The organism is Paraburkholderia sp. SIMBA_030, from assembly GCF_046535245.1.
GTDB lineage: Bacteria > Pseudomonadota > Gammaproteobacteria > Burkholderiales > Burkholderiaceae > Paraburkholderia.
Map to the genome: position 1 here is coordinate 12,285 of NZ_JAWRXB010000005.1, position 26,603 is coordinate 38,887.

A 26,603-nucleotide genomic window follows, 5' to 3' on the forward strand; every position below is an offset into this window, starting at 1 on the left:
AAGTGATGCTTAACCGGCGCTTAAGCCTCCCATAAGCGTCCGCTAAGCCTCCCATAAGGAAAACATAAGCGTGGCATAAGGAAGCGTTAAGCTGACTGGCGGGACAATGCGGCGGCCATTCGGGCAAACAGGAGAGAGGAGAGGCCATGCGTCTGTTACTGGTCGAAGACGACGACATGATTGCGGAGACCGTATTGGGCGCCATGCGCCGCGCGGGCTACGCGATCGACTGGGCCGAAGACGGCCGCGCCGCGGAGTTGTCGCTCGGCAACGGCGTGTACGATCTCGTGCTGCTCGATCTCGGCTTGCCGAAGAAAGACGGCATCGAGGTGCTGAATGCATATCGCAAGGCCGGCGGCGCCGCGCCGGTGATTATCCTGACCGCGCGCGACGCGGTGGACGAACGGATTCGCGGTCTCGACGCGGGCGCTGACGATTACCTGATCAAGCCATTCGATCTCGACGAACTCGCCGCGCGCGTGCGCGCGTTGTTGCGGCGGCGTACCGGCCAGAAGCAGCCTGTGTATGCGCATGGCGAGCTCACACTCGATCCCGCTGCCCACGAGGTCACCAAGGACGGCGCGCCGCTGCCGCTCGTGCCGCGCGAATTCGCGCTGCTGCAGGCGCTGATCGAGGAGCCGACGCGCGTTTTCACCAAGGCCGAGCTGGAAGAAAAACTGTACGGCTGGGGTGAGGAAGTGGGCAGCAACACGATCGAGGTGCATGTGCACAGCTTGCGGCGCAAGATCGGCGCGGACCAGGTCGTGACCGTGCGCGGCGTCGGCTATCGCCTGAAGAGGTGCGGATGACGTCGATTCGCCGCTGGCTGCTGGGCTGGCTGATTTTCGGCATGGCGGCAGCCTCGGGCGTGGCCGGCTACGGCATCTTTCACACCGCGCGAGAAGAAGCGAGCGAACTGTTCGACTACGAACTCCACACGGTGGCGTTGTCGTTGCCGTCGAACCTTCGGAGCACCGCGGAGGGCGAGCATCGCAGCCCCGATTTCGGCGATCTCGCCGACGACCGCGTCGTCATCGAAATCTGGGACCGTGCCGGCAACCTCGTCTATCACTCGACGCAGGCGCCGGTGTTTTCGCGCCTGCAGGAAGGCTTCAGTACCGTCGAGCGCGGCGAGTATCACTGGCGCGCGTTCGGGCTGCAGCAAGCGGACCGCTATATCCAGGTCGCGCAACCGGTGTCCGTGCGCGAAGATCTCGCCCTCAAGCTCGCATTGCATACGCTGTGGCCGCTTGCGTTGCTGGTGCCGGTGACGATCGTGCTGGTGCTGCTGGTGGTCGCACGCGGGCTCGCACCGATTGGCGGGCTGTCGCGCGCGCTGTCGACCCGTTCGATCGATTCGCTGGAGCCGTTGCACCTGGACGGCACCGTGCCGGTCGAAATCCGGCCGCTGGTCGAGGCGCTCAATGATTTGCTGCAGCGTTTGAATACGGCATCGCAGGCACAGCGCACCTTTATTGCCGATGCCGCGCACGAGTTGCGCTCGCCGCTGGCCGCGCTGAAGCTGCAACTGCAGGCCGCCTCGCGCGACGGCACGTTAATGGGCGAAGGGCAGGCGCTGGAGCGTGTCGAGGGGCGGGTCAACCGGATCATCCATCTGGTGCAGCAGTTACTGACGCTGGCGCGCGAGGATGCGCATCCGGTGACGTCGATGGTGCCGGTGAGTTTGCGCCGGATCGGCGAACAGGCTGTCGGGGATTTCTCGCTGCTTGCCGAAACCAGGGGGATCGATCTTGGGCTCGAATGCGAGCAGGCGCGCATGCCAGGCGACGCGTATACGGTGCTGGCCGAGCCGCATGGGATGAGTGTGTTGTTGGGCAATCTGATCAACAACGCGATTCGGCATACGCCGCGGGGCGGCAAGGCCGACGTGATTTTGAAGCGCTCTGGAGACCGCGTGGGGCTCGAGGTGGTGGATAGCGGCTCTGGTATCCCCGAGCCTGAGATCGAGCGTGTTTTCGACCGGTTTTATCGTGGGGACGAGGCGCAGGGCGAGGGGAGCGGGTTGGGATTGGCCATTGTGGCGCGAATCGCGCAGAGGCATCAGCTTTCGCTGGCATTGCGGAATAATGTTGGGCGCAGCGGGTTGTGCGTTTCTGTTTTTGGCCTGACGGCGTATGGGGTTGAGGTGGTGGCGGCAGCGAAAAGTTGATGTTGGGTTTTTTTGCCTTTCGCGACGGTATTTGGCTGTGCTTTTTTGGCGTTGCCTTTTCTTGACCACCGCAGACGTACAACCAGCAGCGCCGAAAAAATCAAACTCCGCCACACTGCTACAATCTCTTCTTTCTCGATTGACTGTGTGCCATGGGTTTCGAACAACTCGCTGAACTGAAAAAGCAACTTGCTGCGGCACGCGCCGAAGCCGCGCCTGCCGCCAAGCCAGGTGCCAAGCCAGGTGCCAAGCCCGCGGCCAAGGCCGGTGGTGCCAAACCCGGCGCCAAGCCGGACGCGAGGCCTGCTCGCAAGCCATCGCAGCCACGCCGGGCCGCTGCGCCCGCTCCCGCGCCGGACGCGAAGCCTGTCGACCCGGTGGTGAAGACGATCGGGAAACTGCAAAAGCGCTTCCCCAATGTGTTTCCGAAGAATCCTGCGCCCAAGCTCCCGCTGAAGGTCGGCATCTTCGAGGATCTCGTCGTTCACGCGAAAGAATTGTCGTTGAGCGAAGCCGAGCTGCGCGACGCGATCAAGACGTGGTGTCGCGGCAGCCGCTACTGGAAATGCCTCGTCGAAGGCGCCGCGCGAGTCGATCTGACCGGCAGCGAAGCAGGGCAGGTGACGGCGCAGGAAGCCGCCGGCGCGCAACGGCTGCAGGCGCATCGGGCAGCCAAAGCCGCGCCTAAAGCCGCCAACCCTGCGGCCACACCGCCGGCCGACTCGCAGGCCGACTCGACTGTCGCACCGCCGGCCGACCCGACTGTCGCACCGCCGGCCAACTCGCCGGCCGACTCGCCGACAAGCTCACCACTCGACACAGAGGCCTGACAGCCGGAATCCCGTCTAGGGGCGGTTGTCTTGCCTCGACGTCGCCCCGAGCCGGGCCCGCACGAAGCCGACGTGCTCGCGCAGTACGTAAAAAGCATCGGCATATGCAAGCGGCATGCGCAACTGGTTCAGCGACGCCTCGATATGATCGAGTTCGTGGCAGAGCGCTTCGCGCTCTTCATCGCTCGAGTCGGCGAGCGCGCCGCGTTCGATCGCGATCAGCGAACCGTAGTATCGATAGATGCGCGAGCGCACGCGCCATCGGTAAAGCGCCGGTATCAACCGCATCGCCGGGAACAACAGCACAGCCATCGGCAGCAGCAGAACGAGTGTGCGGTCGCCGATGCTGGCCAGCCAGAACGGCAGGTTGCGATACAGAAAACTTTTGCCGGTCTTGTAGTAGCGCTGCGCGTCTTCGCTGATCTGATATTCGCGGGCGACCGGATTGGGGAATTCGCCCGCATGCTGCAAGAGTCCCGGCATGCCATGAACCTCCTGCGCGGCTTCGATCACCAGGTCGGAGATGGCGGGGTGCAGATTGGTGCGGGCGACGATCTCAACAGTCGGGCTGACCAGGTGGACGGTTTCGGGTGGGATCCGGTGCTTGAGATCCAGCACGCCGGGCGGCAGGTCGATCTGATCGAGATACGGGAACAGACGCGCATACGCGCTCGCTTCGTCGAAGTTCATCACGGAGATGCCGGGCACCTTCAGGAGTCTGAGCATCAGGCCACGGGTCGCCGAGTCGCCGTTCAGGATCGCGGCGTCGACGTCGCCTGCAACCAGTTGCGTGGCGGCCTGCAATCCGTCGCTCGGCACCAGCACGGTGGCGCCGCCCGGCTCGATACCGTTTGCCTCCAGCAGCTTGAGCGCCAATAGGCGAGTGCCGCTGCCTTCGCGGCCGATCGCAATACTTTTGCCTTCCAGTTGTGAAAGCTGGGTCACGCCCGTGCCGCGATAGAACACCACGACCGGTATATAGAAAACGCTGCCGAGCGACATCAGCGATGACGTATCCATGCCATCCGCCACCCCGCCCTGTACGAGCGCGAGATCGACATGCTGTTTGGGGTCTAGCAGTCGATGCAGGTTTTGCACCGAGCCATCGGATTCCAGCACTTTCAGCGTGATGCCGTTGCGGGCGAGAATTTTTTTGTATTGCTCGGCGGCGACCAGGAATGAACTGTCGTGCGGGCCCGCGCTCATCGTGATCGTTTTTGGCGGCGCCGGATCGATCAGCCAGACGACCAGCGTGACCATCAGCACCACGAGCGCGGCGACGATCGCATACGGCAAGGTATGATCCCGCCATTCGGCATGCGATTGATCGCCTGGCATACTCGGGAGACGCGGGCGATGCGGTTTCATGGGCACTCAAAGAAAGCGCCACCGCCGCAGGCGGATAACCCATCGCGCCGCGCAGACAAGAAAACAAGCATCAATCCGCGGTACGCTTATCAGCCAGCGCATTCTGGCAATCCGCGAAAACCTGCCTCACTAACCGCGCTTGCGGATCCAACTCGTCCGTATCGAGGATTTCCTCAACCGCGTCCCGCGCCCATTCGGTATCGACAAACCGCGCATGCCGGCGCGCGATCTCCAGCGCCAGCGCCGACAGCTTGGCCACGCTCAGCCAGTCCGCCTCGCGCATCCGGCGGTCCAGCCATTTATGCGCGGCCTGCACATGAAACGCCGCGTCGGGCCAGTCCTCATTCAGGTAGTAAGCGCCCAGGCTCCCGCATGTGAGCCAACACAACAGCTCCAAACGGTCCCGTGGACTTAAATGGTGGCGTACATCACTCATGGCGACGCTCGCGGCTGTAAATTGTGTTCAGGTCAGGCCGGCGCACCACTGGCCCCTGCTTACATCAACAATATCACGCACTGTTGCACAGCGGAAATATACAAAATGCAGCCATCGATCATACGATTTCGGATCAGAGACACTGCGCGCGCAAACACGTCGCCGCGTGACTCAGATCGCGTTCGATCGCGCGTCGCACCCCCGCCGCGTTGCGTGCCTTCGCTGCGTCCAGCAACGCGTCGTGCGCGTCGTTGAGCGTGCCGGCAAACCGCGCGTCGCCGAAAAGCAGGTTGGAAATCGGTCCCACCTGGAGCCACACCGTTTCGATCAGCTCCAGTAAAAGCGGCGAGCCGCTCGCGCGGTAAAGAATCAGATGGAACGCCTCGTTGGCGTCGAGGTAGCCCTTGGCGTCGGCCGCTCGCAATGCTCGCGCCATCTCCGCGTTGAGTTGTTCCAGCGTATCCAGATCGTGCTCCGTGAGGTGCGGGACGCCCAGTTCGGCGGCCTGGCCTTCGAGAATCAGCCGCACGCGCAACACGTCGTCGAATTGCGCCCTGGACAGACGCGGCACCGTCACGCCGCAATTGGGTACGTTCACCAGCGCCGATTCGGCCGCGAGGCGTTGCAAAGCGGAGCGCACCGGCATCTCGCCCACGCCGAGTTCCGCCGCGACGTGACGGATCTTGATGCGCTCGCCCGGCACGAAGCGGCCGATCGTCAGCCATTGCCGCAGCGTTTCGTACGTCTCGTCCTGCAGCGTGTGATGGCGCGATGTTTTCATAACACTCGATGCATAAACGCAAAGGCCGTCAGTTTAGCGCCGCTCGCGCTCGATCACGGGCTCAGGTCAGCTCGGTGAGGCAGGCGTCGAACACAGCGATCAGCCGGTCGACGTCGGCCGCCGATGTGTCGGGGCACACCAGCATCATGTTGTGAAACGGCGTGATCAGCACGCCGCGATTGAGCAGGTACAGGTGCACGATATGTTCGAGTTCAGGGTCGAGTTGCCGGCCGGCCTCAGCGCCGTTGCGCGGCGGTGTCGCGGAGAACTGGAATTCGGTGCGGGCGCCGACGCGCGTCACGCACCACGCCAGGCCGTGACGCGCGATCACGCTTTTGAGGCCGGTCTCAATGCGCCCGGCGAGCGCGAACATGTGCTCGTAGGCGGCGTCGGTCATCACCTCGGCAAGCGTCGCGCGAATCGCACTCATCGCCAACGCGTTCGCGCTCAGCGTCGTGCCGATGCCGGAGTGGCCCGGCGGCACGCTGCGCTTGGCCTGCTGCGCGCGCTTCGCCAATTCGGCGCTAAAGCCATACACCGCGCAAGGCACGCCGCCGCCGACCGGCTTGCCGAGAATGAACAGGTCGGGCTCGATGCCGTGCGCGACCGAATAGCCGCCCGGGCCGCAACTGACGGTGTGGGTTTCGTCGATCGCGAGCAGCGTGCCGTAGCGGCGCATCAGCACCTGCGCCTCGCGCCAGTAATCCGCTTCCGGCAGCACCATGCCGATGTTGGTCATCGCGGGTTCGGCCAGCACGCAGGCGACGTCGCCGTCCTTCAGCGCGTTTTCCAGCGCGCCGAGGTCGTTGAATTCGATCACGCGCGTGTAGTCGAGCAGATCGTGCACCTGGCCGATCAGGCTGTCGCGCTGCTTCGGTTTTCCGTCGACCAGGTCGACGAATACGTCGTCCACCGTGCCGTGATAGCAGCCGTTGAACACCACAATCTGTTTGCGGCCGGTCGCCGCCCGCGCCCAGCGCAGCGCGAAGCGATTGGCGTCGCTGGCGGTCATCGCGAACTGCCAGTAGGGCAGGCCGAAGCGGCGCGCGAGTTCTTCGCCGACCCACACGGCGTCTTCGCCCGGCAGCATGGTGGTTAAACCGCGCTCAGCCTGCGCAGCCAGCGCGCGCGCCACCGGCACGGGCGAGTGGCCGAACATCGCGCCGGTGTCGCCAAGGCAGAAGTCCGCATAGCGATGACCGTCCACGTCCGTGAACGTGGCGCCGCGCGCCTCGTCGACGTACAGCGAGAAAGGGGTCGACCAGTCGTTCATCCAGTGCAGCGGCACGCCGAACAGCAGATGCCGCGCCGCGCGTTCCGACAGTGCGCGCGACTTCGGCATGGCCTTGGCAAACGCGCTGCGTTCGCGTTCGACGAGCGCTTGCGCGCGCGCCCAGTTGACGCCTTGACGGGTATTCAATCGAGTCGCTTCCGACGATGGCTTCATAAAACGCTCACACTCGCGCCCGCGCTCAGACGAGCAGTTGCAGATGCTCGCGTTCCCACGCGGTAATGCCCTGCGAGAAGGTCTCGAACTCCTTTTCCTTCACCGAGCAATAAGCCTGCACGAAGTTTTCGCCCAGCACGTCCGCGAGTTCGGTGCAGGTGGACAGCGCCTTGAGCGCGTCTTCGAGACCGCGCGGCAATTCGTATTCGAGGTCGTAAGCGCTTTCGACCATCGGTGACGACGCCTTCTGCTGTTCGACCATGCCGAGGTAGCCGCAGGCGAGGGTGGCGGCCATCGCGAGGTACGGATTTACGTCGACGCCGGGGACGCGGTTTTCCAGCCGCCGGCCGTCCGGTCCCGAGTTCGGCACGCGAATGCCGCAGGTGCGGTTGTCGTAGCCCCAGCGCACGTTGATCGGCGCGGCCGTGAAGCGCGACAGACGGCGGTATGAGTTCACGTAAGGCGCGAACATCGGCATCGCCTTCGGCATGTACTTCTGCAAGCCGCCGATGTAATTGAAAAACAGCGGGCTGGCCGTTCCGTCAGGCAGCGAAAAGATGTTCTTGCCGGTCTGGCTGTCGACGACGCTCTGGTGAATGTGCATCGCGCTGCCCGGTTCGTGCTCCATCGGTTTCGCCATGAAGGTCGCGAAAATGCCGTGACGGAAGGCGGTTTCGCGCACCGCGCGTTTGAACAGGAACACGCGGTCGGCGAGATCGAGCGCACCGCCGTGAGAAAAGTTGATCTCCATCTGCCCGGCGCCGACTTCGTGCACGAGCGTTTCGACACCGAGATGCGTCAGCTCGCAGAAGCGCGACAGGTCCTGGAAGAACGGATCGAATTCGTTGACGGCGTCGATCGAAAACGACTGGCGACCGGCTTCGTGACGGCCCGCGCGGCCGAGCGGCGGCCGCAGCGGCTCATGTGGATTCTTGTTCTGCGCGATCAGGTAGAACTCCATCTCCGGTGCGACCACCGGTCGCCAGCCCTTTTCTTCGTACAGCGCCAGCACACGCCGCAACACGGCGCGCGGCGAGATGCCGATCGGCTTGCCGTCGAGACCGACGCAATCGTGGATGACCACCGCAACCTGTTCGATGGCCCACGGCACGAGCCGAACGGTGTTCGGGTCGGGAATGCAGACCATATCGGGATCGCTCGGCCCGACGAAACGCTCGAAATCCGCGAACTCGCCGTTGACGGTAATCATCAGCAGCGCATTCGACATGTGCATCTTGCCTTCCGACAGAAACAGATTCTTCGGCACGATCTTGCCGCGCGCGACGCCAGTCATGTCCGGTATCACGCATTCCACTTCGTGGATCCGGTGATGCTCCAGGAATTCACATAGGTCATCGCGTAGGTCGCTTTGCAAGGTTGACTCCAGTCGATTGATGAAGACGGCGTGCCGCGCTGCCGCACGACACGCCGTCCGTCGGGGAAAGCTGGGCGTTTTGCATCATGAGATTTGATCAAATCATCGCATGAAAATCTCATTTTGTGAAATTTGATCAAATATGATCGCTTCGTCGTGTGTTCTGAGCGTTGCATCATGATCGATGCACCGTCTTCGCAACGCTCGTCGCCGGACCAGCGTGTCGCGACTTTGCATACCATTGCCGCCGCCGTGTCGCTGCCGGACCGGCAGGGATCGACGCAGGCTTTCGGGTCCGGCTGGGCAATCGGGGCAACTTGGGCGGCCGTCAGTGCCTCAGCGGCCGGAAGAAATCGCGGATTTCGGCCGCGAGCAGCTCGGGTGCTTCCATCGCCGCAAAGTGGCCGCCACGCGGCATGTCGGTCCATTGCGCGACATCGAATGTCCGTTCGAGCCAGGAGCGTGGCGGCTGACTGATCTCCTTCGGGAAGCGCGCGAAGCCGACCGGCGGTGACACACGTTGACCAGCCGTGAAGCGCATCGGTTGGAGCCGGTTCTCCCAAGTACATGCGGATCGCGGAGCCCATGCTCTGCGTGTGCCAGTAAAGCGAGATGTTGGTGAGCAACTCGTCGCGCGAAAATGCCCGCTCGATCTGACCGTCGCAATCGCTCCAGGCGCGAAACTTCTCCGCGATCCATGCGGCCAGTCCCACCGGCGAATCGTTGAGCGAATAGGAGAGCGTCGCGGGTTTGGTGCTGTGCATATGCGCATAGCCGCCTTCAAGCGCCGCCCATTGCTCCTTCGCGTGCAGAAAATCCTGTTCGTCCTGGGTGAGCGGGGCTTGTCCCGCATCGCGTGAAGGTTCGTATGAGCTCGGCAGAAAATTCAGGTGGATGCCGTCCACGTTCTGCGGATGTCGAAGCGCGAGCGCGATCGATACCCCGGCGCCAAGGTCGCCGCCTTGTGCGCCGAAGCGGTCGTATCCCAGGCCACGCATCAGCGACGCCCATAGATCGGCCACCTGAAACGCGGAAGTGCCGGGTTGTGTGGGCGCCTGCGAGAAGGCGAAGCCCGGCAGCGACGGCACGACGACATCGAATGCGTCTTCCGGTCGCGCACCCAATGCGGCCGGGTCGCACAACTGGTCGAGCAGGGCGTAAAACTCGAAGAACGATCCCGGCCAGCCGTGCGTGATCACGAGCGGATAAGGCTTCGGGCCGACGCCCCGGCGATGCGCGAAATGCACGCGTTGAGCGTCGACCTGTGCGACGAATTGCGGCTGAAGGTTCAGGCGGCGCTCGGCGGCGCGCCAGTCGAAACCGTCGGCCCAGTACTGCGCGAACTCGCACAGCCAGCCGGAATCGACGCCTTGCTGCCACGGGTCATACGGCCCCGCCGGCGCCCAGCGCGTCTGGCGCAGGCGTTGACGAAGGCCGTCGATCTCTTCGTCTGGAACGGAAATGCGAAATGGCTCGATGCGCATGCTTTCTCTCCGAATGCGGGCGCGGCGGCTGCCGCGTTGACCAGACGGGATCGAGCATAGCTCCTGGGCAAAATTTCCGCTGCAGGGCGGCTCACGGCGGTCAGTCCGAAAATTTGAAAACGACTGCGCAGTGCTTACGGATTCATCCGCGCAGAAGCCTTCTGCGCGCCACCGCCGGACTCACTTACAATGGCCGTTTTTCGACGTAGATTGAAGGCTCGACAATGCGAGTATCGAAAATCGCGCTGGCTTTGCTGACGGCGTGTTTCACTTTGAACGCGAGCGCCGAGATGACGGCGGCACAGTACAAGCAATGGGCGCACGCGGACAACAACTCTGTCTACGCCGCGTACATCACCGGCACGATCAATGCGTTGGGATGGGCAAACGGGGATCTGGTGTCAAAGAAACGACCGCCGCTTTTCTGTGCACCGGAAAATCTGCCAATCGGCAACCAGAACGTGTACCCGCTGCTCGACCAGTTTTTCACCAACCACCCCGGCATTTCAGACGACTTTCCGGTTGGTCTCGCGATACTTCGGTCGCTTCAGGCGGCGTTCCCTTGCTGATACGGGAACGCCTCACGCCTTGATTGATGGCGCAGAACCTCAACCCTGAACGATGTCAGGAATCCGCACGTCGGGATTCACGTCGGCTTCATAGTTCACGCCAGCGATCTCGAAGCCGAAGAGGCGCAAGAATTCCGTCTTGTAGCCGCTAAAGTCGGTGAGTTCGTAGAGGGTCTCACTGGTGACCTGATTCCAGAGCTGCTGGACGCGCGCTTGCACGTCCGGATCGAGTTCCTTGTAGTCCGCACGCAGCCGGCCTTCGTCATCCATGTGCGGCGACGTACCGTACAGGCTGTCCCTGTAGAGCCCGTAGACCTGCTCGATGCAGCCTTCGTGCGTGCCTTTCTCCTTCATGACCTTGAAGAGCAGCGACAGATACAGCGGCATCATCGGGATGGCGGAGCTCGCCTGGGTGACGACCGCCTTCAGCACCGCGACACGCGCATCGCCGCCTGTCGGCGCCAGTTTCTCGCGGATGCCGAGCACCTTCCGGTCGAGGTCCTTCTTGGCCGCGCCGATGGAGCCGTTCCAATAAATATCGTGCGTGATCTTTTCGCCGAGATAGGTGAAGGCGGTCGTCTTCGCGCCGTCGGCCAGCACGCCGGCGTCGAGGAGGGCGTCGATCCACATCTGCCAGTCTTCGCCGCCCATCACCGCGACGGTGTTGTCGATTTCGCTCTGCGTCGCGGGCTCCAGAACGATATCCTTGACGACTTCCTTGTCGGTGTCGATGCCACGCAGGCTGACGGCCTTGCCGACCGGCTTCAACGTCGAACTGAACACCTCGCCGGTCTTGGGGTGAGTGCGTTTCGGTGCGGCAAGACTGTAGACCACCAGGTCGACCTGACCGAGATCGCGTTTGATGACGTCGATAGTGCGTTGCTTGATCTCGTCCGAGAAAGCGTCGCCATTGATGCTGGTCGCGTACAAGCCCTTGGCGGCGGCAAATTTCTCGAAGGCGGCGGTGTTGTACCAGCCCGCGGTGCCGGGTTTGGTTTCATTGCCGGCGCGCTCGAAAAACACCCCGAGCGTGGCGGCGTTGGAACCGAACGCGGCGCTGATGCGGGCGGCCAGCCCGTAGCCGGTCGATGCGCCGATCACCAGCACTTTCTTCGGGCCGTCGGCGATGGGGCCGCGTGCAGTGACGTAGTCGATCTGTTCCTTGACGTTGGCTTCGCAGCCGGCAGGATGCGTCGTCACGCAGATGAAGCCGCGCACGCGTGGTTTGATGATCATGAAGCTTCCCTGTGGTGTGAATTGCCGACATTATATTTGGAAGCCAGAGGTTTTCTTGCCGGGCGGTTTGGGTTGTACGCCCGCGGCGGCGGCCTTTTCATGGTTTCTTTTCGTGTGCGGACCTATGGTCTGGGTCTGCGTCAACAAAAAACCCACCACCGCAGCGCGTGCAACCAAAACCGCCGGGCAGGCAAACGGAATTGGTACGATGCTGGCTTTCCGCCTGACGGTAAGCAAGTGTGAAACGCCTCATCACGCAGTTTTTCGAGTCCTGTGCAAGAAGGCTGGCCGAGATCCGGCCACTAGCCGCCGAGGCGCTCCGGCGCGTCCGGCGCCCCACGTGGGGGGGCGTGGCGCTGACATGTGCCGCCGTGCCGGCGCTGTTGTTCCTCTATGTGCTGATCCTGATTCCGTTCACCCCGAGCATTGGCGACATCCGCAAGGCCAAGGTAGAACAGCCCGCCCAGGTGCTTTCGGTAGACGGCAAATTGCTTGCCGAATTCAAACCGTCCAACCGCGAGTGGGTGAAGCTCACGGATATCTCCCCGCACGTGGTGGACGCCTTGATTGCCACGGAAGACCACCGCTTCTACCAGCATTTCGGCCTCGACTGGCGGCGCACCGCGTCGGCCGCGCTGCACACGTTCTCCGGCGACCGCCAGGGCGGCTCGACCATCACGCAGCAGCTCGCCCGCAATCTCTATCCCGACGAAATCGGCCGCACGCCCACGCTGACCCGCAAGCTCAAGGAGGCGATCACCGCCTTCAAGATCGAGGCGCTCTACACCAAGAATGAGATCCTCGAGACGTATCTGAACACGGTGCCGTTCCTCTACAACGCCTTTGGCATCGAGATGGCGGCGCGTACCTATTTCGACAAGTCCGCCGCCGACCTGAACGTGCTGGAAAGCGCGACGCTCGCCGGCATGCTCAAGGGCAACAGCTACTACAACCCGGTGCTGAACCCCGAGCGCGCCTTGCAGCGCCGCAACACCGTGCTTGGGCAGATGCTCAAGTACGGCAAGCTGACGCAATCGGCCTACGACACGCTGAAGGGGCGTCCGCTGCGAATCGACTTCGAGCGACAAACCGAGCCGCCTGGACCCGCGCCGCATTTCGCGCAGCAACTGCGCAAATGGCTTGCCGCATGGGCTGATCGCAATGACTACAACATGTACTCCGACGGACTGGTGGTGCGCACCACCATCGATTCGCGCTTGCAGACCATGGCCACTCAGGCCGTGGTGTGGCAGGGCAACCAGTTGCAGGGCATCGCGAACTCCGCATGGGGGACGCGCTCGGGTTGTGCGGGCGGCCGGGACCTGTTGCAGGTTTTCCTGCGCGAGACGCCTGACTATCGCGCGGCGAAAGACTCGGGGCTGACGGACGACGAAGCGTTGAAACGGCTTTTGTCCGATCGCCGTCTGGTGCAGTCGGTCTGCGAAAGCAAGACCCGGGTGCAGGCCGATTTTCTCGCGCTGGATCCGCGCAACGGGCAGATCAAGGCATGGGTCGGCAGCCGCGACTTCAGCCGGGATCCGTTCGATCATGTGCAGCAGGCGCGGCGCCAGCCGGGTTCGACCTTCAAGCCGTTCGTCTATGCCGCGGCATTCGAAGACGGCGCCAAACCTGCCGATACGTTTGTGGACAAGCCCGTCGAAATCCCGCTGGCGGGCGGCGAGATCTGGCGGCCGAGCGACGAAGACGAGCCGAGCGGGCGCGCCATCAGTCTGCGCGACGGCCTCGCTTATTCGCGCAACCGGATTACTGCTCAACTGATGGAGACCGTCAGCCCGGCCAAGGTCGCGCGGCTTGCTCGCGCCATGGGTGTGCGCGACAGCGAGCTCGATCCGGTGCCGTCGCTGGCATTGGGTACGAGCCCCGTGACACTGAAGGAAATGGTGTCGGCATACGGCACGATTGCCAACCTCGGCGGCTATGTGGAGCCGGTGATGGTCACACGCATCGAAGATCGCAAGGGCGAAGTGCTGGCTGAGTTCGCGCCAGTGTCGCCTAAACAGGAATTGCCGGCCGACGCCGCGCGAACGCTGGTGGACGTGATGCGCGACGTGATCAGCCGAGGGACGGGTTCGAGTATCCGCAGCCGCTTCGGCGTGCGTGGCGATGTGGCCGGCAAGACAGGCACGACGCAGGGCAATGCCGATGGCTGGTTCATCCTGATTCATCCGCAACTCGTGGCCGGCGCCTGGGTCGGCTTCAACGACAGCCGCGTGACGCTGCGCAGCGACTATTGGGGCCAGGGGGCGCACAGCGCATTGCCGATCGTCGGCGATTTCTTCCAGCGCGTGCAGAGGTCGAGATTGGTCGACGTCCGCGCCAGGTTCGCGACCGAGCAGGAGCCGGGCCGGTTTGCCGAACTGTCGGGCAAGATCCGCACGTGGTTCCAGCAACTGTTTGCGCCGGCCAAGCCTGAGGCGCCGGCTGCAAGCCGCAATGCGACGCGCCGCGCGCCGGCTGTCGCCGCCGCCTCTGCTGCGTCCGGTGCGTCGTCTGCTGCGGCCTCCGTTGAGCCGCGGCCGATGCCGCAGTCGCCGCTCATTCCACAGGCGTCGGCGTCCGCGCCTCCGCCGGCCGGCGAGCACATCGACGGACAGGCGCCCGCGGGCGGCGAGCCTGCGTCCGCGCCGACGCCCACGCCGGATGACGTGACGCCGGCAGACGCCGGCAACACGGCAAACGATCCTTCGAATGCGCCTGCAAGTACCGGCACATCGCCTTGAGGGGCGAATCCTGGACGCGCAGTAGTGGCCAGACCAACCAGAGCGTCGGCGAGGCGCACACGTGACCCACGGCCGTGTGCGCCCCTTGCCGTGCCGGGACGCTACTCGCCCGGGCTATACAGATCGAGCAGCTTGAGCGTCACGCCGTTGGTCCAGCCGAAGCCGTCCTGTAACGGATACTCGCCACCGCCTCCGCCGCCGGTTCCCGCGCCTTCGACCACGTACTTCTCGACCAGCTTCTGGTCGGACGCATAGACGCCCTTGACGTCAGCCAGAAACCGCGTGCCGATCTGTTGCGCGAGCGCGTCCTGTCCATAACGCTTCAGACCTTCGACCGCGATCCAATGCAACGGCGCCCAGCCGTTCGGCGCATCCCATTGCTGCGTGGTGTTGTAGATGGTCGTCACGAGGCCGCCCGGTTGCAGGAGCGTCGATTGCACCTGCCTGGCCGTCTTTTGCGCACGTTCCGGCCATGCCACGCCCGCGAACAGCGGATACAGCATCGCCGCCGTCTTGTTGTCGCGTGGCTTCGCGAGCTGCCAGTCGTAGTCCCCGTAGTAGCCGTTGTGATTCCACAGGTACCGGTTGATGCCCACCGCGCGTTTTGCCGCGCGTTCGGCGAACTCGCCCACGCAGCGGAAATCGCGGGTCTCGCCGCAGCCTCTCGCGATGGTCGTTTCGAGGTGGAACATCAGGCTGTTCAGATCGACCGGAATGATCGACGTGGTGCGGACCGTCGCGAGCGTCATGTTGTCGCCGAACCAGCGTGAGCTGAAATCCCAACCGCTCTCCGCGGTCGCGCGCAGTTCACGGTAGACCTCGTTCGGCGAGCGGCCCGTGGCTTGCTGCGCGGTCTTCACGTCTTCCAGATACGACTCGTCGCGCGGCGTGTCGAGTTCGTCCCAATAGCGGTTGAGCACCGTACGGTCCGGCATCACCACGACGTTGCGCGTGGCGTTGCCCGGCTGGGTCGAGTCGGCGCCTTGCATCCAGTACGCATACTCCTTGCGCAAAGCGGGGAGATATTTCTGATAGACCTTGCCGCCTTCGACTTTTGCCGCGAGCGTCACCATGTACGAGAAGAACGGCGGCTGCGAACGGTCCAGGTAATACGTGCGATTGCCGTTCGGGATGTGGCCGAATGTGTTGATCTCATACGCGAAGTTGTCGAGCATGTTGTCGACGAGATCTTCCCGGCCGGCTTCCTGGAGCCCCAGCATCGTGAACCAGGTGTCCCAGTAATAGCCCTCGCGGAAGCGTCCGCCCGGCACGACATACGGTTTCGGCAAGGGAATCAGCGAACTGTTCGCCGGCGCGCTCGTCGTGGTGCGCGTGAGCGCGGGCCACAGCCAGTTAATGTGCTCGCGCAACGTCTGATTCGGGGGCGGCGTGATGACCGGCTCGCTCGGCGGCGTGAAGTACTGGTTGACGAAGCTCGCCAGCGAGAAGCCTGGGTTGTTCTTCTGCTGTTCATACAACTGCACGATCGCGGCGGGGTCCGCGTTCGGTGTTGCATCGACGAAGGTCTTCTGATCGGGATAGATCTGCGCGGTTTGCACGGCGACGAACAGGTCGCCGTACAGCACGCTCGGAGCAGGCGGAAGCGCTGCGCCGACTTGGGTGTCGGCGAAGCAAACGCTAGAGACACTGGCGAGGAATACCAGACCTGAAACGGCCGCCCGATGAACGCTTCGCTGTCGAAGCGCGCCGGCTGCGAGGCGTGGCGAGGTCAGGGCGATGGCGATGTTGCGGTGGACTTGCGACGGCTCAATCATGTCTCCTCCTGAGGAATGGACAACAGGATTGGTCTCCGGCGCGGCCTCTTTTTTCTGACGATACTGAGGCGAAGGAAGCATCGCATAAAAGCGGGCGCGTTTCAAACTTTCGTGCGGCGTAGCGGAGTGCGTGCCAGCGAATACGGCTCCCGCGCTGCACCATTGCACGATTCGCTTTGCCCTACAATGCACATCTATAAGCGCTTAACAGACCACTATCTGCGGCGCGATAGTCCAGGCACCAGCAAGCCGTTCTCTCATCGCCGCGGAGCGCCTTTAGCACCGAGGAGTTTTCGCGTGACTTATAGCAAAGCGTTCTTCGATCTCCAGGTGCAGTTTGCATGCAGGGTCGCCCGCATTTCCGGCCTGCATCTGGAGCAGGCTCTGCTGGACTACACCAATCTGTATGTCCGCTTCGGCTTGGGCCGGGCGTTCGATCAGGAACATCCGGTATGGCGCCGCTACGTGACCGGCCTGTGCAACGCAGTCGACATTCGTGAGTGGACCTATCAGTTTTTTCTCGCGGGAACGAACAATATCGAGCCTCCTTCGGTCGTGGCGACATTCGGTTGCTTCTCGTACGCGAAGCCGGATCACGAATACGTCCGCCTTCACTTCCGTAATGCGGAGGCAACTGGACGTTCCCCGTTGGATATTCAATGCGTGGACAACTGCTCCCGGGTCAGTTCGCGCTGCTTCCGTGTGCCCACCTTGCGCTCCTTCGGCCGCGGCGCTTCACCCTGGTTCGTTCTCGATGGCGAGCCTGACGCACGCCGGTCATCGCGCTGCGCCTGGATCACCTGCGCCATCTGCAACGTGTGTCCCAGCCGCTTGTTGTCGACCACCGCCGCCTGGTCAATCTCCGAGAGCCGGTCGTAGCGGACACAGGGCAGGGCAGCGCCATTGACCCGGATCTCGATGCGTCCGTCCGGATACTCGAACACGTCCAGATAGTTGTGAATCAGGCTGCGGTTCGCCCCCGTGTCTTCAAGCAGGTAGATCACCCGGTCGTACTGCACCGTCAGCACCTTCGACACGCGCCGCGGAACACGAACTGTCAGGATCAGATCAAGATCGTCGTCGGCACGCAGCGGCCGGTGCGCATCGAATGCGCTCCTGGGCGCCTTGCCGAACCGGCCGTTAAAGTCAGCGATGAAGTGGGGCGCGTAAGCGTTGGCCGCCTCCTTCGTGCTGATTCCGCGCAGCCGCAGTTCCTTCACGAGCCGGTCCTGCAACGTCAGGTTGGCGCGCTCGACACGCCCCTTGGCGGGGCTTGAGTTCGCGCAGAAGGTGTCGATATTGAGCTCGTACATCGCCCGGCCAAACTGCGTGACGCCCCGCGCGCCGTTGCGGCTGTACGTTGGCCGGAATACGCTGGCCCGATCGCTGTAGAACGCCACCGGCTTGCCATGGCGTTCGAGGTACGCCCGCGTCGCCTCAAAGTAGCTGAAGGTCGATTCGGTCGCCGTGAAGTGCAGCGCCATCAGCCGGCTGGTTGCATCGTCGATGAACACCAGCAGCGTGCACGCCGGCGCGCGTTCCTCGAACCAGCGATGGTCGCTGCCGTCGATCTGGATCAGCTCGCCCAGGCATGCGCGGCGGTTTCTCGGCTGGTGCAGTTTCGGCGGCCGCTGCCGGCGTGGAATCCATAGCCCGGCTTCCCGCATCCAGCGCCGCACGGTTTCCTTCGCCAGCACCACGCCATGACATTCGGCCAGCTTCTCGCACGCCAGCGTCGGTCCGAAGTCGGCTATTTTTGCCCATCCCCCGAAAACTGAAAATCTTCACTAAACCGTTGCCAGGCTTGGCCTGCAGCGGCAGCTGACAGCGGAAAATGGTTGATTGTGGCGACTTGTTCCTCCGGAGACTCTCTCAAATGCCCCATCCTACGTTCCGGTCCTGGTGCGCGGCCGCGACTTCGCTGCCGGTGAGATGGACGTCGTGAGCGGAATGGGTTCGAACAGCGCCTCGAGATCATCGGCCGAGAACTTGACGGCGCCGGCGGCATCTTCGGACAGGATGGCGTCGGCAAGCGCTGCCTTTTGTTCCTGCATCGCGACGATCTTCTCCTCGACACTGCCGGCCGTAATCAGCTTGTAGACGAACACGGGCTTGTCCTGTCCGAGACGATGTGCGCGATCGGTGGCCTGATTTTCGACGGCAGGGTTCCACCATGGATCGTAGTGAATCACGGTGTCGGCCGCCGTCAGGTTCAGGCCGACGCCGCCGGCCTTCAGGCTGATCAGGAAGAGCGGCACCGCGCCTTGCTGGAAGCGCCTGATCGGCGTGCGACGGTCGGTTGTATCGCCGGTCAATACGACGTACGGAATCCCGGCTTCGTTGAGTGCGGCGGCAATGAGATCGAGCATGCCGGTAAACTGCGAGAACAGCAGGATGCGGCGGCCTTCCTCGATCAGTTCGGGCAACATCTCGAGCAGCAGTGCCAGTTTGGCCGACTCCTTGATGCGGGCGGCCTGGCTGATCTTGACGAGTCGGGGGTCACAGCAGACCTGACGCAGCTTGAGTAGCGCCTCAAGCACGACGATGTGACTGCGCGCGAGTCCCTTTGCGGTGACGGCGGCACGAACCTTTTCCTGCATCGCGGCGCGTACGGTCTCATACAGGTCGCGCTGCGCGCCTTCGAGTTCGACGGTGCGCACGATAATCGTTTTCGGCGGCAGTTCGGTGGCGACCTCGTCCTTGCGCCGTCGCAGCATGAAGGGGCGAATGCGCCGCGCGAGCAGATCGCGACGCACGGTGTCTCCGCCTTTTTCAATGGGCGTGCGCCAGCGCTGCGTGAAATCCTTGTGGGCGCCGAGGAAACCGGGCAACAGGAAGTCAAACTGGGCCCACAGTTCGCCGAGATGGTTCTCGAGCGGTGTGCCAGTCAGGCACAGGCGGTGCCGGGCACGTAGTTCGCGGATCGTGGTGGCGGCCTTGGTGGCGGCATTCTTGACGTACTGGGCTTCGTCGAGGATCAGCAGGTGGTACTCGTGTTCGGCGAGCGCTGACTGGTCGCGCCACAGCAGCGGGTAGGTCGTGAGAATCAGGTCGTGTTTGCGGATCTGGTCAAAGCGCTCGTGGCGCTGCGGGCCGTGCAGATCGAGCACGCGCAGCTCCGGTGTGAAGCGTTGCGCTTCCTCACGCCAGTTGTGCATCAGTGTCGTCGGCACAACGATCAGCGCGGGCCGGTCGAGCCGGCCGGCTTCCTTTTCGGTCAGGATGTGAGCGAGGGTTTGAACCGTTTTGCCAAGTCCCATGTCATCGGCAAGCACCCCCGACAGGCTGTGTTCACGCAGGAACTGCATCCAGCTGAGCCCCTGGCGCTGATAGGTACGCAATTCGGCTTGCAGTCCTCGCGGCACCGGCGTTTCACCCACACCGGGTCCCGCCATCAGGCGCTGTGCAAGCTGCCGGATCGATGCGTCGCCATGAAACTGCCAGCGCCCGGTCCGGTCAAGCGCATCGAGCCGGGCGGCATCCCACTGCGAAATGCGCAGCCCGCCTTCACCGAGTGAATCGAACAGATCGATCAGCACGCGCACAACGGGTTTGAGCCGGTCAGCACGCAGGCGCAGCCGTTCATTGCGGTCGGTCTTCAGATCGACCGGTTCATCGTCGGCAATGGCGTCAAGTCCACCCGACAGCCAGCGGGAGTCGCGCCGGAACAGATCTGCCAGCAGTGGTTCGAGGCGAACCCTCCGGTCGTTGACCGTGATCCCCATCTCGACATCGAACCAGCCGTCACCGGCCTGATGGAGCGCACCGTCGATCGCCTCGATCTCGATGACATTGTGGCGAAACACTTCGGTCATCGCTACCTGCCAGCCGTTTTCGTGTAACCGGGGCAGAGCCTGCTTCATGAAGACGGCCCAGTCTTCGGCATTGTTGGGCCCTAGCATGCCATCCGGAAATGGACGTGGGCCATGGACACGACTGGCTGGAATTTTTCGCAGTCCGGCCTTGTGCAGCTCTGCCAGACAGCGTTGTTCCCTATCAAGAGACCGTTTGATCTGCACCACTTCGCCGCTGGCGGTTCGCACGAGTGTGGTGTTGCTTTGCGCGTCGATGTTGACCCCCGCATAATCGAAGCTGACGGTGGCAAAATCGAGCATGTTGGGTGTGTCTGACATCCAGCCCGATCCGTAGGTCGGCAACGTGTTGAGCGACAACGCGGGTACAGGGGTGGTGTCGATGACGCGCACGGCCGATACATTGTGCGCAGGCGGCAACGGCAAATCGGGCGCAACTTCGCGCAGCACGTTACCGACCAGTGCGGCTTCGTCGAGCGAAATCGATGGCATCGCCAGGTACTCCGCGAGATCTTCAGCGGGCCACGGCATGTCTACTGTCCCGGCTTCTCCCGAATGAGGGTCCACGTACCAGCAGGGCTGCGTTGTCGTCAACAGCATCGTTGCGGGTGGCTCAGTCTGCAGTACCGGTCGCACACGTGTGTCGGGCTGCGATCGCCAGGCGATCTGTCCGCGGCGCGAAGGCCCGGGATGCAGTACACATGGCGTCCCGGAATGCATGGTGCTCGCGCCCGGCGAGGCAAATGCACGCCCTGTGGCGATAAGTTTTTCCAGGATTGCCGCGCCGGTTGTGCCTTGCAGTCCAAAGCTGCTCGTGTACTCGCGGGAGCGGTCCAGCCACAGCCCTCGCAGGATCGGCAGATCCTCTTCGGCAACAAACTTAGGCGGCTTGACGAGCGCGTTCTCCACGTTCTGCCACGCGTCGTCGAGTGAGCGGATCGTGCCGTCGGCGTTGACCCTTGCCTTGTAGAGGAAGATTTCCGGATATCCGCGATACGATCCGGCAATCACATAGGCAAGCGCATGCGTGGCCCTGGCGATCGCGGGCTTCCTGCCTCTGGGAGGGGTAGCCGTGCGTTTCGCCCGAAAGGCTTCGAGCCACGTTACCAGTTCGGGGCGCACGCCGGTGGCGGGTTGCTGTGGAAGGTGCTCAAGACCTGCGATCAGGAGCGCGGCCACGTGCTTGCAGTCGACGCCGACCGGGCACGTACATTCGCCTTCAACCCACATGTCGCGATGATCGTCGATATCGTGAAAATACGCACACGTCATACGGACGGGTCCTTGTGCCTTGCACCTGGCCACTCAGGGTGTCGGCGCTTCGCCAGCGCAGCTCGGAGACAGCGTGGGCGTACTCGCGTGCCTTGGCGACCGTGTGGGAACCTAACCAGTCCGTGATTTGCTTGCGATTATAGGAGACAGACATGCTGATGGATTCGGGTTGACGACGCGAGGGGCATTTTACGCGGGCCGGTTGCCGGGCGGCCCGTTCGTTTCCTGCGCGGACGGCACGTGAGTCGTCTGTGCATGGCGGCGATCATCTTCGGCATGCAGATAGATCAAATGTGCTGCAGCACATTTCCAGTATTACCGACAGTAAGTTGTTATGTGCAGTATCACCTCCAGCTCTTTGATCTCAAAGGAGACCAGTCGCCGGTACTCAACATAAATATTTGAGCCGGCTGTGGAGACCCGCAGTTCAAAAACGGCATGTGTGACCTCAGCGGTGCTATAGCGAAGGTTCTCCAGTTCGCCCAAGGCCCCTGTAACGAACCGGTCCAGCGGCAGGTTGTTTGAAACTTGATGAGGGGATAGGTGCATGATCGAGCTGTTCACCAAAGGCGAACCCAATGGCCGCCAGGAGTCCCATCATGAAACTTTATGTGCAGTAGTCCAAGGCTAACGCCTTGCTCTCAAAGCACTTACGTTGGCCACTCTACATAACAATTTACTGTCGGTAATAGATGCCGGTCGTCTCGATCGACGCATGCCGCAGATTTTTCTGGATGAAGCGCAGGTCGGTGCCGGCGTCCGCCTGATGCGAGGCCGCGCTGTGGCGCAGCCAGTGGGTCGAGGCGCGACGTAGCGTGGTGGCGCCAACTGGATCGATTGCATCGAGCGCGTCAGCGGCACGACGAAAGACGTCCCTGACGATCAGGTAGATCGCCGCGGGTGTCAGATGCCGCGCATCGTCGCCGGCGATGCTCATCACGGCAGGACCGGTCTCGCTCGCGGCCGGTACCGGCGACAGGCCGTGAAAGGCACGATAGCGCGCAAAGTCGGCCATCAACGCATCGCCAACCGGCACCTCGCCCTCGGCGCCGCCTTTGCCGACGACGTGCAGCCACCATTTTCCACGGCGCTGATAAAAGTCCACCGCCTTCGCGTGAGCGGCTTCCGAGACACGCAGCGCGGTGTGATACAGCAGGCGGATCAGCCAGCGGCTGCGCTCGTAGTGCTGCTCGTCGCGTTCGGTCAGACGCGGCCACTGCTCGACGCTCGCGAGCACGTGGTCCCACAGCGCGTGCTCGAGATAGCGCTCGACGCGGCGGGACCGCCTGGCTGAAGTCGTACGCCCACGGCGCAGCGCGAGCGGATTGCCGGCCAGATAGCCGGCGCTCACGAGGTACGTCATCAGGCCCGACAGGATGCCCAATGCCTGATGCTGGCTGCGCTCCGACAGCGGCCCCTCGAACAGCCGCCTCGTGCGTCCGCGGCGCGGCCGATCCGGATCGGCCCAGTCGCCGGTCGGTGCAGCCAGGAAGCGCTCGTAGAGCAGGAAGTCCTCGCGCGTGAGACTCGACAGCGGCTTGTCCAGCGTCTGGGTGGCCCACAGCAGCAGGCGTATCGCCTCCTTGCGGTAGCTGCGCAGCGTATGCGGCGACGCGCTGTATTCGGCAAGCCACAGGCGCACCGCTTCGACATCGGTGTCGGCGGCGATCTGCCTGTGTCCACCGCTCGCGCGGTTGGTGCCGAGGCTACCGTCGAGCGCGGCCGGCAGCACGATAGCGAGAACAGGTTCGATGGGCGCGACGGCAAGGTTCATGGTGTGACGCGTTCGGGAATCAGGTTTTCGCAGCGTACAGCGAAATAACTTGCGATTATACGAATTATCGTAAATTTCAAACCGATATCGTTATACCTATACCGTTATACAGTAATATACGGTTCGATTTTCTCTCCAAACCCATCCACCTCGACCGATTTCACCGGTCAAAACGCCCCATGAGCCGCATCAGCGATACCCGCCTGCTTACCCGCCAAGCCGCCGCCCGCCTCGTGGCCGCCGGTCGGCTCCCGCATGAGCTCACCGTCGACCTGATCTACGCCGAGATCCGGCAAGGCAGCCGCACCACGATCAATGACGAGCTCAAGTTGTGGAAGGACGAGCAGGCGCGCATCGATGCACTGAGCGCTGCGCTGCCGCCGGCGGTTGCAAACGCGATGCTGTCGGTCTGGGCGCTCGCGGTCGAACATGGTGAACAGGTCTTCGCCCAGCGCGGTGAAGAGCTCGAGACCGAAGCATCGAGCGCGGCGATACGCGCCGAGTCCCTGGTGACGGCCAACGCAGGTCTTCAGGCCGAAGCTCATACCCTGCGCGTCCAGCTCGAGGATCACCAGACACGTCTTGCCTCGGCCCTGGCCGATCTTGCCCGTGCCCAGGCCGAGCGCGATGCCGCCACCCGGCAGAGCGAAGCCGCCACGATCGAGCGCGATACCCTGCGTGCGCAATCGGAGCAGGCACTGCGCGATGCGCGGTCCGCGCATGCGCGCGAACTCGAAGGACTGCTGGCGGCCCGCGCCGAACACGAATCCACCTTGCGGGCGGAAGTCGTCCAGGCAACCACCCGGCTCGAAAGCGTCCAAAAGCGCGTGATGATGCAGGCCGATGAAGCACGCGAAGCGCAGCGTCGCGCCGAAGCTGCGCTTTCAAAGACCCAGCAGCGCAACGAACAGCTCGTCGGTGACGTCCAGCACCTGTCAGCCGAGGCCGCCGAGCAGCGGCGGCTCGCCGAGCGGCACGAAAAGCAGCTCGCCAGCGTCATGGATGAAGCACGCGAACTGCGGCGGGAGCGTGATGCGCTCGCCCAGCAGGTCGCGTCGCTACAAGGTCAGATCAAGACGCACACCAATCCTTCGTCAACGCGCCCGACGAAACGGCCGCGCTAGACTCCAAGGATCACTTCAGCGTAGCTGTGCGCCGCGGAATGCCCAAACATCAAAGAACAAATACACGCTTCCCATGGCAGCCAATTCGCATCGCCTGTCGATCCTGACACGCCACGAAATCGACGAACTGTACGCACTTCCACACTTTACCGACGAGGAGAGGCGCGCCTACTTTGAACTGGGCGAGGCCGAGCAACAGCTCGTTCAATCACGCACGACTTCGGTCGCCGCGTACCTGACATTGCAGCTCGGCTATTTCAAGGCAAAGCAGCAGTTCTTCGAATACGACCGGGATGCCATCCAGGACGATTTGCGGTACATCCTGTGCCGACACTTCCCGGATAAGGGGGCGGCCTCCATCAGCCCGCCTTCGACGCCAACCCGGCGCCTACTGCAGCACAGCATCCTCGATCTGTTTGGCTTCCAGCTCTGCGACAGCGCCGCAAAAGCCGAGCTTGAGCGTCGTGCGCAACGCCTCGCCATGCTCTCCACGCAGCCGATCTTCATTCTACGAGAGACCCTCCAGTACCTGAAGCAGCAGCGCATCGTCGTGCCCATTTACACGTTTCTGCAGGACATGATCGGACGTGTCGTGAGTGCGGAGCGCCGGCGCGTCTCGAACCTGCTCAGCGATGCACTCACCACGGAGATCTCACAGCAGCTCGATGCAATGCTGTGCGCCGATGAATCGATGTACCGGATCAGCATCCTCAAGCACGAGTCAAAAGACTTCAGCTACAAGGAACTTCGTCAGGAATCCGGGCGTAGGGAATTTTTCGCGCCGGTGCATGAGTTTGCCAGGCACTTTCTCGAGACCACCGGCATTTCCACGGAAAGCGGCCGGTATTACGCGTCGCTCGTGAAGTTCTACACCGTCTACAAGCTGCAACGCATGCCGGTCGCCATCACGCGCCTGTACCTGCTGTGCTTTGCCTACTACCGGTTTCGCCAGATCAACGACAATCTGATCGAGGCCTTCATTTATCTGGTCGACCAGTATGAGCAGTCGGCCCGCCAGGCCGCTGAGGAGGCCGCGCAAAGCGCGCTCACCGACGCCAGCACCCATCTGAAGGCCGCCGGTCAGGTTCTCCACCTCTTTGTCGACGACTCGATCCCGCGCAACGCGTCGTTCGCCAGCGTCAGGAAAAAAGCCTTCGCACTGCTCCCGCCCGAACGTTTCGAGCCGGTCTCCAACTACATGCGCAACGTCACGTTCGACAAGGTCAGCTTCGAATGGTCGCACTACACTGCGTTGTCGCCGGTCATCAAACGCAATGTCCGCCATCTGTTTGCCGGTCTCGAGTTCGCCGGCCGCGTCGAGGACGCGCCGTTGCTGGAGGCTGTCGCTTTCCTGCAGGAGCTGTTCGGCAATGGCAAATCGCCCCGGCAGAGCAAGCCGTCCGCGTTTCCCACCGCGTTCATTCCGAAAAACCTGCAGCCCCACCTGTATCGCACTGAGGTCGGAAAAAAGAAACAGCTCGACGTCGATCGCTACGAATTTCTCATCTATCGTCTCCTTCGTAACGCGCTCGAGGCGGGCGATGTGTTCAGTAATGACAGCACCGAGTTTCGCCGCTTCGAGGACGATCTGATCAGCGACGCGCGCTGGCAGCACAAGGACGATATCCTGTGCGAGGTCGGTTTGCCGGTCCTGCTTGCGCCAATCGAAGAAACGCTCGCCACCTTGCACGACGACATCGAGGCTCAACTCAAGCTCGTCAACCACCACATCGAGCACCGCGACAACCCGCATATCAAGGTGCGCCAGCAGGGCAGCAAGCGTCGCTGGGGCCTGGTGTATCCGGACCCCGACGAGTCGGTCAACCATTCGTTCTACGGCCAGTTGCCCGGGATCGACGTCGCGAGGCTGTTATGGTTCGTCGCTGAACGCACCGGTTTCCTGAAGACGTTTACCCACGTGCTCGACCGCTATGTTAAGCACGACGCCGACCCACGCGAAATCCTCGCCTGCGTAGTCGCCATGGGCACCAACATGGGGTTGCGGAAAATGGCCGAGGTGTCGGGCATCAGCTACCCTTCGCTCGCGAGCACCGCGCGCAACTATCTGCGCCCCGAAACCCTGCATGCCGCCAATGACGCGATCAGCAACGCGACCTCAGGCTTGCCGGCGTTCCATCTGTTCGACATCGGCGACCAGATCCATTCGAGCAGCGACGGTCAACGCTTCGAAACCCAGATCGACACCTTCAACGCACGGCACTCGCCCAAGTATTTCGGCCTCGACAAGGGCATCAGCGCCTGCACCGTCATCGCCAACCATGTGCCGATCAACATGAAAGTCATCGGCGCGCACGAGCACGAGAGCCATTACGTGTTCGACCTGCTCTACAACAATACGTCCGACATCCGTCCGCAGGTCCATTCCACCGACACGCACGGCATATGCGC

14 protein-coding genes and 4 pseudogenes are annotated in these 26,603 nt (G+C 62.8%); 7 read left to right on the forward strand and 11 right to left on the reverse strand.

Features of this window, described 5'->3' with window-relative positions; translation table 11 throughout:
• Window positions 1-146 precede the first annotated feature (146 nt).
• The 3 genes from SB772_RS09570 to SB772_RS09580 all read left to right on the forward strand — a co-directional run bounded on the left by SB772_RS09570 (window position 147) and on the right by SB772_RS09580 (window position 3,000).
• Window positions 147-809 carry a response regulator gene (locus SB772_RS09570; RefSeq protein WP_410833020.1) on the forward strand — a complete coding sequence of 221 codons (663 nt, stop codon included), beginning with the start codon at window positions 147-149 and terminating at the stop codon, window positions 807-809.
• Window positions 806-2,170 (forward strand): ATP-binding protein, encoded by a 1,365-nt coding sequence (locus SB772_RS09575; protein WP_410833021.1) that lies wholly within the window; start codon window positions 806-808, stop codon window positions 2,168-2,170. Before SB772_RS09570 ends, SB772_RS09575 begins: the two co-directional genes overlap by 4 nt.
• A gap of 152 nt (window positions 2,171-2,322) precedes the next feature.
• Window positions 2,323-3,000, forward strand: coding sequence for a ProQ/FinO family protein (locus SB772_RS09580; RefSeq protein ID WP_410833022.1), 678 nt, complete (start codon window positions 2,323-2,325; stop codon window positions 2,998-3,000).
• Window positions 3,001-3,015: 15 nt separating this feature from the next.
• On the opposite strand, the gene SB772_RS09585 is transcribed toward SB772_RS09580, so the two are convergent.
• The 6 genes and pseudogenes from SB772_RS09585 to SB772_RS09610 form a co-directional block, all read right to left on the reverse strand.
• Entirely contained in the window at window positions 3,016-4,368 is a 1,353-nt protein-coding gene (locus SB772_RS09585) for a TAXI family TRAP transporter solute-binding subunit (RefSeq protein WP_410833023.1), read from the reverse strand.
• Between the two features lie 70 nt (window positions 4,369-4,438).
• Window positions 4,439-4,804, reverse strand: a complete 366-nt coding sequence (locus tag SB772_RS09590; RefSeq protein ID WP_341315595.1) for a hypothetical protein — start codon at window positions 4,802-4,804, stop codon at window positions 4,439-4,441.
• Between the two features lie 133 nt (window positions 4,805-4,937).
• Complete coding sequence (locus SB772_RS09595; RefSeq protein ID WP_410833024.1) at window positions 4,938-5,585, reverse strand: GntR family transcriptional regulator; 648 nt, start codon at window positions 5,583-5,585, stop codon at window positions 4,938-4,940.
• Window positions 5,586-5,646: 61 nt separating this feature from the next.
• A complete protein-coding gene (locus tag SB772_RS09600; RefSeq protein WP_410833025.1) occupies window positions 5,647-7,005 on the reverse strand; it encodes an aspartate aminotransferase family protein in 1,359 nt (452 codons plus the stop codon).
• 52 nt (window positions 7,006-7,057) lie between these two features.
• Complete coding sequence (locus tag SB772_RS09605) at window positions 7,058-8,407, reverse strand: glutamine synthetase family protein (RefSeq protein WP_410833026.1); 1,350 nt, start codon at window positions 8,405-8,407, stop codon at window positions 7,058-7,060.
• A 328-nt stretch (window positions 8,408-8,735) separates the two neighbouring features.
• Window positions 8,736-9,891 (reverse strand): annotated as a pseudogene (locus SB772_RS09610) (epoxide hydrolase family protein).
• 224 nt (window positions 9,892-10,115) lie between these two features.
• Between SB772_RS09610 and SB772_RS09615 the strand changes: the two are divergent.
• Window positions 10,116-10,460, forward strand: a complete 345-nt coding sequence (locus SB772_RS09615) for a hypothetical protein (RefSeq protein WP_410833027.1) — start codon at window positions 10,116-10,118, stop codon at window positions 10,458-10,460.
• 39 nt (window positions 10,461-10,499) lie between these two features.
• On the opposite strand, the gene fabV is transcribed toward SB772_RS09615, so the two are convergent.
• Window positions 10,500-11,696 carry an enoyl-ACP reductase FabV gene (gene fabV, locus SB772_RS09620; RefSeq protein ID WP_410833028.1) on the reverse strand — a complete coding sequence of 399 codons (1,197 nt, stop codon included), beginning with the start codon at window positions 11,694-11,696 and terminating at the stop codon, window positions 10,500-10,502.
• Between the two features lie 239 nt (window positions 11,697-11,935).
• Here fabV and SB772_RS09625 point away from each other — a divergent pair, with 239 nt between their 5' ends.
• Window positions 11,936-14,437, forward strand: a complete 2,502-nt coding sequence (locus SB772_RS09625) for a transglycosylase domain-containing protein (RefSeq protein WP_410833029.1) — start codon at window positions 11,936-11,938, stop codon at window positions 14,435-14,437.
• Between the two features lie 101 nt (window positions 14,438-14,538).
• Here SB772_RS09625 and treA read toward each other — a convergent pair whose 3' ends face one another.
• From treA to SB772_RS09645, 4 genes and pseudogenes are all read right to left on the reverse strand, one after another.
• Entirely contained in the window at window positions 14,539-16,212 is a 1,674-nt protein-coding gene (treA, locus tag SB772_RS09630; RefSeq protein WP_410833030.1) for an alpha,alpha-trehalase TreA, read from the reverse strand.
• Window positions 16,213-16,868: 656 nt separating this feature from the next.
• Window positions 16,869-17,969: pseudogene (locus tag SB772_RS09635) on the reverse strand (ISNCY family transposase); the annotation flags it as partial.
• 129 nt (window positions 17,970-18,098) lie between these two features.
• Window positions 18,099-21,450, reverse strand: a pseudogene (locus SB772_RS09640) (SNF2-related protein).
• Window positions 21,451-21,972: 522 nt separating this feature from the next.
• Complete coding sequence (locus SB772_RS09645) at window positions 21,973-23,070, reverse strand: tyrosine-type recombinase/integrase (protein WP_410833031.1); 1,098 nt, start codon at window positions 23,068-23,070, stop codon at window positions 21,973-21,975.
• A gap of 179 nt (window positions 23,071-23,249) precedes the next feature.
• Here SB772_RS09645 and SB772_RS09650 point away from each other — a divergent pair, with 179 nt between their 5' ends.
• Together SB772_RS09650 and SB772_RS09655 are read left to right on the forward strand one after the other, a co-directional pair.
• Entirely contained in the window at window positions 23,250-24,194 is a 945-nt protein-coding gene (locus SB772_RS09650; RefSeq protein WP_410833032.1) for a DNA-binding protein, read from the forward strand.
• 73 nt (window positions 24,195-24,267) lie between these two features.
• Window positions 24,268-26,595, forward strand: a pseudogene (locus SB772_RS09655) (Tn3 family transposase); the annotation flags it as partial.
• Window positions 26,596-26,603 lie beyond the last annotated feature (8 nt).

What these genes read in the sequence shown, in the direction of transcription:
- SB772_RS09570 (WP_410833020.1), top strand. Translation starts at nt 147, where the DNA reads ATGCGTCTGTTACTGGTCGAAGACGACGACATGATTGCGGAGACCGTA.
- SB772_RS09575 (WP_410833021.1), top strand. Translation starts at nt 806, where the DNA reads ATGACGTCGATTCGCCGCTGGCTGCTGGGCTGGCTGATTTTCGGCATG.
- SB772_RS09580 (WP_410833022.1), top strand. Translation starts at nt 2,323, where the DNA reads ATGGGTTTCGAACAACTCGCTGAACTGAAAAAGCAACTTGCTGCGGCA.
- SB772_RS09585 (WP_410833023.1), bottom strand. Translation starts at nt 4,368, where the DNA reads ATGAAACCGCATCGCCCGCGTCTCCCGAGTATGCCAGGCGATCAATCG.
- SB772_RS09590 (WP_341315595.1), bottom strand. Translation starts at nt 4,804, where the DNA reads ATGAGTGATGTACGCCACCATTTAAGTCCACGGGACCGTTTGGAGCTG.
- SB772_RS09595 (WP_410833024.1), bottom strand. Translation starts at nt 5,585, where the DNA reads ATGAAAACATCGCGCCATCACACGCTGCAGGACGAGACGTACGAAACG.
- SB772_RS09615 (WP_410833027.1), top strand. Translation starts at nt 10,116, where the DNA reads ATGCGAGTATCGAAAATCGCGCTGGCTTTGCTGACGGCGTGTTTCACT.
- fabV (WP_410833028.1), bottom strand. Translation starts at nt 11,696, where the DNA reads ATGATCATCAAACCACGCGTGCGCGGCTTCATCTGCGTGACGACGCAT.
- treA (WP_410833030.1), bottom strand. Translation starts at nt 16,212, where the DNA reads ATGATTGAGCCGTCGCAAGTCCACCGCAACATCGCCATCGCCCTGACC.
- SB772_RS09645 (WP_410833031.1), bottom strand. Translation starts at nt 23,070, where the DNA reads ATGAACCTTGCCGTCGCGCCCATCGAACCTGTTCTCGCTATCGTGCTG.
- SB772_RS09650 (WP_410833032.1), top strand. Translation starts at nt 23,250, where the DNA reads ATGAGCCGCATCAGCGATACCCGCCTGCTTACCCGCCAAGCCGCCGCC.